The 11,471-nt window shown below is 64.4% G+C and carries 14 protein-coding genes and 2 pseudogenes; 7 read left to right on the forward strand and 9 right to left on the reverse strand.

What is annotated here, in order from left to right; all coding sequences use genetic code 11:
* Positions 1-955, reverse strand: a pseudogene (locus BM228_RS32000) (transposase); the annotation flags it as partial.
* Between the two features lie 100 nt (positions 956-1,055).
* Between BM228_RS32000 and BM228_RS32005 the strand changes: the two are divergent.
* Both BM228_RS32005 and BM228_RS32010 read left to right on the forward strand, forming a co-directional pair.
* A pseudogene (locus BM228_RS32005) lies at positions 1,056-1,339 on the forward strand (K+/H+ antiporter subunit F).
* A 58-nt stretch (positions 1,340-1,397) separates the two neighbouring features.
* Positions 1,398-1,622 carry a monovalent cation/H(+) antiporter subunit G gene (locus tag BM228_RS32010; RefSeq protein WP_244537423.1) on the forward strand — a complete coding sequence of 75 codons (225 nt, stop codon included), beginning with the start codon at positions 1,398-1,400 and terminating at the stop codon, positions 1,620-1,622.
* Between the two features lie 312 nt (positions 1,623-1,934).
* On the opposite strand, the gene BM228_RS32015 is transcribed toward BM228_RS32010, so the two are convergent.
* Both BM228_RS32015 and BM228_RS35030 read right to left on the reverse strand, forming a co-directional pair.
* The gene (locus BM228_RS32015) at positions 1,935-3,104 is read right to left on the reverse strand and encodes an SDR family oxidoreductase (protein ID WP_092047188.1); all 1,170 of its coding nucleotides are present in this window, start codon (positions 3,102-3,104) and stop codon (positions 1,935-1,937) included.
* Between the two features lie 170 nt (positions 3,105-3,274).
* On the reverse strand, positions 3,275-4,021 hold the full coding sequence (locus tag BM228_RS35030) for a MipA/OmpV family protein (RefSeq protein ID WP_167367893.1): 747 nt from the start codon (positions 4,019-4,021) through the stop codon (positions 3,275-3,277).
* 298 nt (positions 4,022-4,319) lie between these two features.
* On the opposite strand from BM228_RS35030, the gene BM228_RS32025 reads away from it, so the two are divergent.
* A complete protein-coding gene (locus BM228_RS32025) occupies positions 4,320-5,351 on the forward strand; it encodes a fumarylacetoacetate hydrolase family protein (protein ID WP_092047190.1) in 1,032 nt (343 codons plus the stop codon).
* Between the two features lie 292 nt (positions 5,352-5,643).
* Here BM228_RS32025 and BM228_RS32030 read toward each other — a convergent pair whose 3' ends face one another.
* The 5 genes from BM228_RS32030 to BM228_RS32050 all read right to left on the reverse strand — a co-directional run bounded on the left by BM228_RS32030 (position 5,644) and on the right by BM228_RS32050 (position 8,416).
* Positions 5,644-5,862: a hypothetical protein gene (locus BM228_RS32030; protein ID WP_092047218.1), complete on the reverse strand. Its 219-nt coding sequence runs from the start codon at positions 5,860-5,862 to the stop codon at positions 5,644-5,646.
* Positions 5,863-6,144: 282 nt separating this feature from the next.
* Positions 6,145-6,381, reverse strand: coding sequence for a hypothetical protein (locus BM228_RS32035; protein ID WP_092047220.1), 237 nt, complete (start codon positions 6,379-6,381; stop codon positions 6,145-6,147).
* A 345-nt stretch (positions 6,382-6,726) separates the two neighbouring features.
* Entirely contained in the window at positions 6,727-6,978 is a 252-nt protein-coding gene (locus tag BM228_RS32040) for a DUF6894 family protein (protein ID WP_092047222.1), read from the reverse strand.
* Positions 6,979-7,427: 449 nt separating this feature from the next.
* Positions 7,428-7,673, reverse strand: coding sequence for a hypothetical protein (locus BM228_RS32045; RefSeq protein WP_092047224.1), 246 nt, complete (start codon positions 7,671-7,673; stop codon positions 7,428-7,430).
* Entirely contained in the window at positions 7,670-8,416 is a 747-nt protein-coding gene (locus tag BM228_RS32050; protein WP_092047226.1) for a Crp/Fnr family transcriptional regulator, read from the reverse strand. The genes BM228_RS32045 and BM228_RS32050 overlap by 4 nt, the downstream gene beginning before the upstream one ends.
* Positions 8,417-9,018: 602 nt before the next feature.
* Here BM228_RS32050 and BM228_RS32055 point away from each other — a divergent pair.
* From BM228_RS32055 to BM228_RS32065, 3 genes are all read left to right on the forward strand, one after another.
* A complete protein-coding gene (locus tag BM228_RS32055) occupies positions 9,019-9,783 on the forward strand; it encodes a Crp/Fnr family transcriptional regulator (RefSeq protein WP_092047228.1) in 765 nt (254 codons plus the stop codon).
* 3 nt (positions 9,784-9,786) lie between these two features.
* A complete protein-coding gene (locus BM228_RS32060) occupies positions 9,787-10,053 on the forward strand; it encodes a hypothetical protein (RefSeq protein WP_092047230.1) in 267 nt (88 codons plus the stop codon).
* Positions 10,054-10,138: 85 nt separating this feature from the next.
* Positions 10,139-10,432, forward strand: coding sequence for a hypothetical protein (locus BM228_RS32065; RefSeq protein ID WP_092047232.1), 294 nt, complete (start codon positions 10,139-10,141; stop codon positions 10,430-10,432).
* A gap of 43 nt (positions 10,433-10,475) precedes the next feature.
* Here BM228_RS32065 and BM228_RS32070 read toward each other — a convergent pair whose 3' ends face one another.
* Entirely contained in the window at positions 10,476-10,727 is a 252-nt protein-coding gene (locus tag BM228_RS32070; protein ID WP_092047234.1) for a hypothetical protein, read from the reverse strand.
* 476 nt (positions 10,728-11,203) lie between these two features.
* On the opposite strand from BM228_RS32070, the gene BM228_RS32075 reads away from it, so the two are divergent.
* A partial coding sequence (locus BM228_RS32075) for a transposase (RefSeq protein WP_139234320.1) occupies positions 11,204-11,471 on the forward strand: 268 nt, incomplete at its 3' end.

The following is an 11,471-nucleotide window of genomic DNA, read 5'->3' on the forward strand; positions in this document are numbered from 1 at the left end:
CAGAGATAAGGATCGAGCATGCTCGGCTTCGGCTCGCGCATGCCGTTCCGGGGAAAGCTCGCGGCGAAGGCGTACTTGCGCACCGTGGCGCGGGCCAAGCCCGTCTCGCGAGTGATGCGCCGAAGCGAGTGTCCTTCCGCATGGTGGCGACGCACGTCGTCATAGGCGGCTTCCCATCGACCGCGGGCCGCGGCCCGCGCGAGCATCTCGGACGGTGCGCGCGGGTAGGGCGTGACGCGCCGAATCGATGGCGATGACGGGGCCACGGCCGGCAACAGCTTCAGACGCGGATGGACGCGGGCGAGCCAGCGCTCGACCATCTGTCGGGTATTGAGCAGGAGATGCCACCGATCCGCGACCTGAACGGCATCGGGCGCACCCATGGCGGTCCCACGCGCATATTCGGTCGAGCGGTCCCGTGCCACGACCTGGACCTGTGGGTCGCGCCGGAGCCGGGCCGCCAGCGTCGAGGCCGAACGATCCGGCAGCAGATCGATGGGGCGGCGGCGTTCGAGGTCGACACAGATGGTGCCATAGGTTCGGCCCTTGCGCAGAGCCCAGTCGTCGACACCGACGATGATCGGTTTGGATCCGGTCGGCAGCGGACATTGGCGGATACCCCGCAGCAGCGTCGTGGCACTGGTGGGCATCGGCCAGCCGGTGAGTCCTCTGAGCGTAGCGGTCGAGGAGGCGAGGCAGGCGCTCGGCGAAGGTCCGACGCGCACAAGCAGGTTCGTGGCAGCAGAAGCGTCGGATCGTCAGGGTCAGGCGCACGTCCTGACCGCTCGTCGGCAGGTCGTCGATGATAGCGACTATGCACAGACCGACTGACGGTACGACAACCTGGGCAATGGGCGTGATCGCGCTTCGCTTGAGCGGAAATGCGAACGGCAGTGCCATCCTTACGCGTGACGTGAAGAAGGCGACAACCGGGGAGGTGACAGAGAAGGGTCATGCCCTGATCTGAGAATCCCCGCCCGGTTCAGCCAGGAGCTACCTTCCGGCATCCCTCCCACCAACCCAATCCACCAAACTTGGCGAAGAGCCAGTTTTCCGTGAGCGCCGCACTCCTTCTCGGCTACGGCCTCGGTCTCGCGCAGGCGATGCTGGTGCTCGCATGGCGCTCGCCGCCTGGCGGATCGTGCGCGGCCCCCGCGCCTAGGACCGCGTGCTCGGCCTCGACACGCTCTACCTCAGCGGCATGCTCGCCATCGTGGTCCACGACATGCGCACCGACAGCGGCCTGTATTTCGAGGCCGCGCTCCTCATCGGCATGCTCGGCTTCACCGCGACCGTGGCGCTGGCGAAGTTCCTGATCCACGGCGAGGTCATCCGGTGATCAGTGCCGATCTCCCCGTCTGGGCGGCAGGGCTCGTGGTGGCGCCGACCTCCCACTGGTGGGCGCTCTCGGCCTCGTACGCCTCCAGACGTTCTACGAGCGGGTCCACGCTCCGACCCAGGGGGCGGCGCTCGGCATGGCGCTGATCCTCGCCGCCTCGATCGTCTCGTTCTCCGTCGCCGAACAACGCCTGGTGCTGCGCGACGTGCTGATCGGCCTATTCCTCACCGTGACCACGCCCGTCACGCTGATCCTGCTCGGCCGCGTGCCGCGATTGCATTGAACGCAACGCCGACGCCTAACCGAATCTGTAGGCCGCCTCTTTTGCGAATAGCCCTGCCGCGCGGGAGCGCGGTATGGGCGACATCGGCGGTCTCGCGCGGTACGCCGGTATCGAGTGTGGACTGGAGGGACATTCTCGACCTCCGGCTCGACCTCCCTGATCCCGGCGCATTCTGCGCCACGATCAGGAAACGCCCACCGTCTTCAAAACGGAGCAATCCCACATGTCGTAGAGGGCCGTGATCGCCGGGCTCCGGTAAGGATCGGCGGTGGCCCGATCGGCCGCCGTCTTCAGGCGGCCCCTCAAACGGCTTCATGCGGTCGCCGCAAGCGGCAGGTTCGGAGAGGACGCGGGTGCCGCGGATGCCGGCGCGAACATCTCCATGTCGTCGACGAACTGCTCCACGATCGCGGCCGAATTGGCGAGGCATACCGGCAGATAGGATGCGAGCGACGGCGCCTGTGGGATCCCCTCTTCGACGAGGCGATCGTTGGCGAAGGTGAGATTCAGGGCACAGAACGCGTAGTAGGCTCGGGTCGCGCGCAGCATCGCTCGCTTCGACGCGCTATCCAAGCCGAACACCTCGGCGAAGCGCTTGCGCAGGCGGGTGTGATCCCGATCGAGATCGAACTGCCGGAAGGCCCGTACGCCGTCGCTCGGCTCCGCATCCTCGAAGGCGGCGATCACGTCGGCCCAGCGGGTGCGACCGGCCGCACCGGCCGAGAGATGGTAGAGGTCGTGCTTGAGATCCGGCTTCGTCATGAGGGCGACCAGCGTCTCGGCGACCCAATCGGCCGGAACGATGTCGACGCAGCTCTCCGGGCTGCAGGGCAGCATGCGCAGGGCGTCGGCAGCGCGCAGGACCCAGAGGATGCTCGAACTCGGTGCGGCGCCGAGCGTCGCGTGCCCGACGACGATCGACGGCCGTGCGACGACGATCGGCAGGTCGGGAAACTGTGCGGCGAGCGATGTCTCCGTTGCCGCCTTGGACTCCGTATAGCCGACGATGTGCCTTGCCTCGGCTGCGGGATAGGCGGTCTCTTCGACGAGGCTCGGCGCGTCGGCTCCGCAGATCATGGCGGTGCCGACGTGCAGGAACCGCTGCAATCCCGCCATGGACTGGGCGCGGCGGGCCAGCGCCAGGGTTCCGTCGTGATTGGTCCGGAATACCCGTTCGCCACCCCACCACGACGTGTCGGCGGCGAGGTGGAGGACGTGGGTGCACGCATCGAGCCGCGGATCCATGTCGAGGTCGGCGCGGGTGAAGTCGCCCGGCACGATCTCGATCTTGCGCGCGAGGCGCTGGGCCGTGAACGGGTCGGTAAACCGCTCCAAACGCGCGGCGACACGCTGGCGCCCCTGCTCCACGTTCCCGCAGCGCACGAGACAAACCCAGGTCACGTCATCCTCGCGGTCGAGCGCTTGGTGCAGGACGGCGCCCCCGATCAGTCCGGTCGCGCCCGTCAGAAGAATGCGTGCCACGGTCCTCTCCCCTCGTTCGGGAGAGTGATAAGCGGGAATCCTTGGAAATAATCCGGCAACACCAGCTTATGCCACAGAAGCACTTCCTGTGTGCTCAACCGGCAACAGTCATCACGAGACCGTGATCTATGCACGCGAGAATGTGAGCGTCTTCTATGCTTGATCTGTAGTCAGGGATTGGCTCGAAAGGAATAGATCGCCCCGACTGAAACAGTGAGTTCGTCGGCTGTACCGATACGTCGGACGATCGGACTGCCCGATGCCGAGGCGATCAGCCGATCGTAGCGGACATAACCGAGGGTCTGCCAAGCTTCCGACCAAGCGTAGCTGAGGGTTGCAGTCGCCCCGGCGGAGCGCGCTCCGGCTGAGGCGCGATAAGGCGTGAGACGCGGGTTCACGAGCGTCGGCTCGACCGGCACGTCGAAATCGAGCTGCATCGCGGCGGCGTCGCCCAGCACGAGTCGCGGTCCAGCACTGAGCGTGAAGCGCCCGAAGTGGCCCACGAGATCGGCGCCAAGCTTGGCCAAGAGCCCGTCATGGGCGCGAATGCCTTGCGTCACTTCGGCCCGCAACCTGAGAGTCTCGGCGATCGGCCAGACCTCGCCGAACAGACCGAGCCCGACGGTCGCCGGCAATCGGGGCAGGCCAGCGAGCCGGCGGTCGTCGTTGGGGAAGCGGCCCTCGCGGAAATCCAGTACGGCGCCCGCTTGCAAGCGCCCCTCTCCAACGAGGGTCACATCAAGCCCGTCATCCGGGGACCACCACTCGCGCGGTTCGTCAGCCTTGCGGAATGACAGATAGGGCAATCCCCAGAACCCGGCCTGCCTGCTGCCCTGGAAGCGGGGACCGCTCCCGACGAAGCCGCCCGCCGATATGATGGTGTCGCGATCGAACAAGGCGCTGAGGTCGTCGGCCAATGCCGGCGTCGATGTCGCCGCCAGAATCGTCGCGACACACCGGCGCAGACATGTCGAGCGCCGTTGCGGTCCTCCGTCTGAGATTGCACGCGATCGAATCTGCTGGCGCCCCACCGTCGAGTTCCCCTGGTCACTCCAGCTATACAGAACGTTCCAATGACACGCCAATCCTAACGGCAGCTCAAACGCAACGCCCTGGCCGGACTGTCGCGTCAACCGATTGCATTTTGAATTTGAAGGGTCGACGGTTCCCGTGCGCATCGCTCCATCGAAGGGCGGGCGTGGAGGAGACCGACCCATGAGCACCCGGCGTGACTTCCTGAACCTCACGGTGGCCGCGACCGCGGTCGGCACTCTGGCGTCGGCGGCTTCGGCCCAAGCGCCGGCAGCAGGTCCGGGACGCCCCATCCCGCCGGCCGTCGGGGACGCGCTGCGCCTCGTCACATTTACGCCGGATGCAACCGGTGCCCCGCGGCTCGGCGTGGTCCGATCGGACGGTCGCGTCGTCGATCTGTCGCGCGCTCCAAGTCCCGGCTTCGATCCCGCCCGGATGGTGTCCCTGATTGAGGCCGGCCCCGTTGCCCTCGACGCCGTCCGCCGGATTGCGGCCGCAGGCGATGGTCCGAAGGTCGACACCGTGCGGTTGCTGGCGCCCATCCCGACGCCGACGCGCAACATCTACGCGGTCGGCTGGAATTACCTCGAACACTTCGCCGAGGGACAGGCCGTCCGCGGCACGAACATGGAATACCCGGCTCACCCGGTGTTCTTCACCAAGGGCGTGAACACGGTGAACGGACCCTACGATCCGATCCCTTATGATCCGACGGTCTCGACGGCGATCGACTGGGAAGTGGAACTGGCCGTGATCATCGGCACGGCCGGGCGCAACATCAAAGAGGCCGAGGCCATGAGCCACGTGTTCGGCTACAGCGTCATCAACGACACCACCGCCCGCGACATGCAGATCAAGCTCCATGGCGGGCAGTGGTTCAAGGGTAAGAGCCTGGACGGATACGGGCCGCTCGGACCGTGGATCGTGCCGGCTTCGGACATTGATCCCTCGGACCTGCACCTGATCACCCGCGTGAACGGTGTGGTGAAGCAGGACGCCTCGACCCAGCAGATGTACTTCAAGGTCGCGCGCATCATCGCCGAGCTGTCGCATGGCCTGACGCTGGTGCCCGGCGACATCATCGCCACCGGAACGCCGCCTGGTATCGGCAACGCCCGCAAACCGCCGGAATACCTCAAGCCCGGCGATGTCATGGAAACCGAGATCGTCGGGCTCGGCACGCTGCGAAACGTGATCCAGGCCGTTCCCGCCTGAGGGCCAGAGGCCTCAAGCCGGGGACATCATCCGGCGGCCGGGCGCAGTGCTGATCTAGGGTCAGCCCGGCCACCCGGATCCGCGCAGGGGGTTCCAAAACGGCACGCACGCACGCCTTGAAGGGCCGTTCTGGAGGCGGGATTCTGTAGCAGCGTCGCCAAAGGCTGCCGCGGCGAGCGTCACAGCCAGAGCATCGTGACCGTCAGGAAGGCCACTTGGAGCGCGAGCATGACGCCGATAAGAGCTTTCGCGTCTCGGTCGTCGAGGGCCCATTCCTCGTGCTCCTTCCCGGTCATGTTGGCGCCGTGCCGGCGCGGCCGGAATAGGTGAACACCATGCGCCCGGAGGCGTCGGTCACGGTGGCGACGCGGGGCCGGCCGGGCTTGCTGCTATCGACCTCGTAGGCCGCGATCGTTGCGGCGTCGGCCTCGTCCTTCGCGTCGTAGATGCGTGGGGCGCTCCGCGGCACGCCAGCCACCCCGATGCGATCGATCTTGACGCGGTATGTCATGCCGGACGCTCCAGATTGGATGCCTGCGCCGTCCCCACGGGTCGGAGGAAGCAGGAGGTCGGCGCAGGCGGTGCCAAGGCCGACGGTACTCGGCGATGACGCGTCAAGATTGCATAGACGCAAGGTCGAGAAACCTAATTCTGACGATTTTCGCTAAAACGCCCGCCAACAACTTGCCAGACCCGGATATACGAGGAACCCCGCGCTGGGTGCTGCGAAACGGCCCTGTGAGCGACACGGTCATCAGACATCGTCCCGATGCACGCTCCCGTTGATCGATCCTCAGGGATTGATAAGCGGGCTATGCTTGTCGCCACCTGTCGGTCCGGACCCGTCGTTGGCCCCCGTGTTGTAGGGATTGGTCTCGTACCGCTGATCCCGCAGCGGATCGGGATAATCCGTCAGCGCGCGCCAGGGCGTGGCCGTGGTGCCGAGGCGAAGGGCGCTTGGGAGGCGGAACAGCCAGAACGCGAGCGCCATCCACGGGACGACGAAGAACAAGAACGCGGCCAGACCCATGGCGATCCTCCTGAAGGTGCCCGCTGGATCTCACGTGAGCAGCAAGCGATTCGGCTATACGTCAATTGTTCTGTATTCAACCTGTCAAAAGACAATCATTGTCCATATTTCTGGATTTGATCAAATAATTATATTTTTATCTGGCAATAATAGATCGATCTGCGTGCATGAGATTGACGTAGATCATCGCCAAAGTTCCGGCAATTTTCAGGGTCGCTGTCCTGAATTGTTTCCTGGGTTCGAGATCTGACCTAACCCTGAGGTGCCGGCAACGTTCTCGAGAGCGGGACGCCGACACGGGCGAGCCGAGATGGTAGGATCGCCCGGTCCTTCGAGGCTTCGGCCCTACGAATCGCCGCGTGGAACATGCCATTCGCCGACGAGGTCGAGCGAGGCGGAGTAAACCAAGGTGCCGTCGGCATCGCGTACCCGAACCGAAAACGTGTGACGATCCCGGTCCGGGAGCTTGTTGCGCGCCATATCCGGCAGGGCATCCAAGGCTTCGATGCGCGCGGCTTCGAGGCTCGGCAATTCGAAGCCCTCATCGTCGTCAAACCGGAAATCGCCGTCATCGGTGTCGAAGAAAAAATGTGGCATCGGATATCCAGCCCTCACGCAAGCGGGAACTCGCCGGCTCTCAGCCGCTGATGCCGTAATATTCGTTCACCAATATGTATAGTCTTAAATCGATGGATAGTCGGTTCGATCAGGATATTGTGGTGTGTTTTGGATCGATTTCCATCAAAAGATCGCAATTTATGTCGACAAAGACGGTTGTGCGCAATGCGAATGCTTGCGCATGCGCTGGAGCGGAGGAGTCGTAGGGCTGCGTCAGCGTCAATGGTAGGACGCGCGAACCGGATCGGGATAGCCCTGCTGAGATCGGAAGCCCGTCGTCTCCGATCTCAGCAGAGCCGAAACGATCATCGCCACAGGGCTCGCCGACCTCGGACCGTGGCCGCCCCGCTGGCATCACCCCAGGTGAGGCGCTTGCCTGGGCACGGCGCTGGCGCATCGGGAGAAGACCACGGATCTGATGGCGGGACTCAAGCCGCGTCTGCCAATTGCTGCACGATCCAGGCCTGCGCGGTATCAAGGTCGGTGAAGGTGGGCCGGTTCGGCGTATCGACCCATCCGAAGCCCGCTTCCAGGAACCACATCCCGGCCATGTCCTCGTGATAGCCCGAGAGCTTCACCAGAACTGCGGCCAGGAAGCCGTCGGCGAAGACCAACTGCCCATCGACGTCGTAACTGCCGGTGGCGACCTGCACCGGCTGTAGGCGAAGGATCATCCGGTCGCTCGCTTTTCCAGATGCAGGTACGTCGGGTCAAACTCGGATACACGCAGAAGTTCACTCCAGGCCTCGATCACCAGCGTGCTGCTTCGGAGCGTGATCAGGGTCTTGCCGCGCATCTCTTGCAGCACGCGATTGATGTGCACGGGTGTGAGCCCCAGCGCATCGGCGAGATCCGCTTGAGTGATCGGCAGCGGGCAACGGTAGTTGCCGGCCAGTCCCACCGCTTGCAGCTTCAGATAGAGTTCGCAGAACAGGTGGGCGACGTGCTCGAAGGCCGAGCGTCGCCCCATGCTGACCAACCACGCGCGGAAAATCCCCGCATCGATCAGGGTGTCACGCCAGAAGATCGCCGCCAGGCCGGGGTGGCGTGCCGTCAGCTCCCGCAAGTTCTCGTGCGGGATGAAGGCCACGGTGGCCTCGGTCATCGTGCCGAGGCTGTGATCCATGGTGTGGGTGTGCAGGCTCTGGAGATCCGGGATGTCGCCGGGGATGTGAAACGATAGGATCTGTCGCTTGCCCTGGCTGAGGAGCTTGTAGCGGCAGGCCCAGCCGTCGATGATCAGGCAGCAATGCGTGGGCTTGTCGCCGTCGCGCACGATGTCCCGCCGGGCGTCGAGCTTGTGGATCCTCACCGGCAGGCTCTCGATGGCCTGGCGGCTCCTATCCGAGAGGGGCGCGATGCTCTCCAGCTTGCGGATGAGACAGTTCATGGCATGGTTATCGGGGGCTGAACTCATATTGCTCCACCTCATATTGCAGGTGGAAGCGCACGGCTCTTCCAGCCATCAGCACCTGTTTCGGATCGACTGATGATAGACTCTACAATAGACAGCGGTTATCTGGACATTCGGTCATAAGACAGGTTTCCGAGGCGATCGCTCCCCGCTTGGGCAGACGGTCCCATCGCTGTCTGTTCTCGCCGCGCGCTCGGCTATCAGCGCGGTTTTCATCAAGATGCGCGTTCAGCAACTGCCGTTAAAAGGCATGGATAAGGGAGAACCTCGACAAATCCCGTCTTTTGATCGGATTGATTCTCTAGTCGGCTGCCATTGAGTGTTCGGCTGTTGCCGCGATGATGTGAGCGCAGTTGACCGCGCGAGCGTTCCTTGCCCTCTCATCGCCCCGATGGCTCTTTCCGACCCGAGCGCACTCAAGCCCAGTCGCCCGGTCCGGGTGGCGGGGCCTTTTTGGGTGCGGACCATCCGTTCCCGGGGCGGGCGGGGAAACCCGAGATTGCACCCGTGATGCCCCGGCAGGAGCGTGGCCGCTTGGCCGAATGTTCTTTCGAGGGGCACCTTCCGGACGCAAACTCGTTCTCTCACCCATAGAGGGCGATCCGATGCAGCAAGCGCTGACGCGGAAGCTTGAGAGCTTCGAACCCCTGTCCGACCAGGCGCGCTGGGCCCTGAACGGCCTAGTGCTGAAGGTCCGGCAAGTCGAAGCGCGCCAGGATCTGATCCAGGAGGGCGACAAGCCGGACAACGTCCTGCTCATCCTGGATGGCTTCGCCTGCCGCTACAAGGTGCTCCCGGACGGCCAGCGCCAGATCATGGCCCTGCTGGTGCCGGGCGATTTCTGCGACCTTAACGTCTTCATCCTCGACGAGATGGACCACAGCATCGGCACCATCTCGACCTGCCAGGTCGTGGACATCCCCCGCCGGGCCATCGACGAGATCACGGTGCATCACCCGAGCATCGCGCGCGCCTTCTGGTGGTGCTCCCTGGTCGACGGCGCCGTCCTGCGAGAATGGCTGGTGAACATAGGCGGGCGCGCTCCGGTCCAGCGCATCGCCCATCTCCTGTGCGAACTCCTCATGCGCCTGGAAGCGGTCGGGCGCGTCACTGACAACAGCTACACGTTCCCCCTTACGCAAACGGAGATCGCCGACACGATGGGCCTGTCCGACGTGCACGTGAACCGGACTCTGCGGGAACTGCGCGCGCTCGGCCTGATCCATCTCAAGCACCGGGTGTTGACCATCCTCGATGTCGAGCGGCTGAAGGCTTTCTGCCTGTTCACGCCGAACTACCTGCATCTGCGCAACACCCGCTGGGGCGAACGGCGCGCTCTCAACTGGCCCGGTCGCGCCCAGGAGGGCTAGCCGATGTCCGAACAGGGCAACGTCGAGACGCTGATCGTGCTGCAGCCGATCGCCGTCGATACGGCGAGTCCTGATCGCGAAGGCCGCCTGGTGATCGCCAACGGCCTGCTGGTGGCGGTGCTGGTGCGTCTCTCCGAGCCGGGCCATGAGCATCCGGGACGCTGGTTCATGGAGGCGGGGTTCGGTCGGCTGCACGGATTGAGGGTCCCGGCCTTTCCAAACCTGGAGACCGCAACGCGCTGGCTCCGACGACATCTGAAGCCGGCTTGAGTTGGCTCGCCGATCGCGGGATAGGAGCGGTCCCCCGTCGGTTCCGAGAGGGGGCTCAGCGGAACGAGCGCAACAAGGGCACAGCATGAGCGACCCCGAGCAGGGTAGCGCCGAAGCGGTCTATGTCTCGGCCATGGTCGGCGAGATGATGCGGCGCGTCCTCGGCGACGCCCTCGTCGACCTCGCGCGGACGAAGGGGGTGAGCTATCTCGATATGTTCATGGAGCGTGAACTCGCACGCTACCAGGACCTGTTCCGCGAGCGGCCCGAGGATACGCCCGAGGCAACGAAGATGCTGCGCGCTTGGTTCGTGATCGAGGGACGCGCGGCCCTGCAGGACGTGGTCGAGCGCGCGAGCGTCGAGGCGGGGCGCGATTAGAGCGCTCGCTGCCGACGCGGATACCGGTTCGTCGGCACGCGCTCTAGGCCCCAGCCGACAGCCGCTTGGCGTTGAAGGCGACGTGCTCGCGGTAGCGGGCGATGACCGCCTCGGGCGAGCCGCCCAGCATCAGCGTCGTCATCGCCTCGCCAGCCGCATGCATCTTCTCTGTGACCATCGACTGCGCTTCCGCACGGCCCTCGCGCCCGCCCCAGGCGAGGCGGACCAGGCGCAGCTCGATGACATCTCGGGACTCGATGGCGAGCATGAACGACGAGAGGAAGGGGTTATACATGAAAGCTCCGAACCGCACGGCTGCGGCATGAGTTCGCCATGATCTGCTGCCGGATGGATCCCGGCGTCGTCATTTGTTGTATTTTGATTTATAATATTGACCCGATTCATATTGATGAGGGCCGACTGCTTCGGCGTAGTCTTCGAGACAGAGCAGTGCCCCATCCCCAAGCTTGTACTGTGAGGATTGACGGCGCGGAGCGGCGGAATAGGCCTGGCATCGCGCATCGAAGCGAGGCCCGCAGGACTGGTCTCGCCTCCGTCCAGCCCTCGATCTGATCACGGACGGACGTGGATTGGTGCCGTTCTCCGCAGCCCGCGGTGCATTCCACTGCGAGCAAAGCGGACAGTGCTTCACGATAATTCGCGTTCCGCAAACGAACGCCTGCCCACGGCCATGGAACATAACTCTGACCGGCCCCCTTGGGAGTGGTCCGCCCTGAAGTATGGCTTTTGAGCCGACAGAGGACGGAACCGATGGCCCAACGACCCAAGCCCGAGGAGATCGTGAGCAAGCTGCGTCAGGTCGACGTGCTGGTCTCACAAGGACAGAGCGTTGCCGCGTCGATCAGGGCGATCGGCGTGACCGAGGTGACGCACTATCGCTGGCGCAAGGAGTACGGCAGCCTGAAGTCGGATCAAGTGAAGCGGATGAAGGATCTTGAGACGGAGAACCAACGTCTCAGGAAAGCTATTGCCGACTTAACACTGGACAAGCTGATCTTGCAGGAGGCGTCCCGGGGAA

The organism is Methylobacterium pseudosasicola, from assembly GCF_900114535.1.
In the GTDB taxonomy this organism is placed as follows: domain Bacteria; phylum Pseudomonadota; class Alphaproteobacteria; order Rhizobiales; family Beijerinckiaceae; genus Methylobacterium; species Methylobacterium pseudosasicola.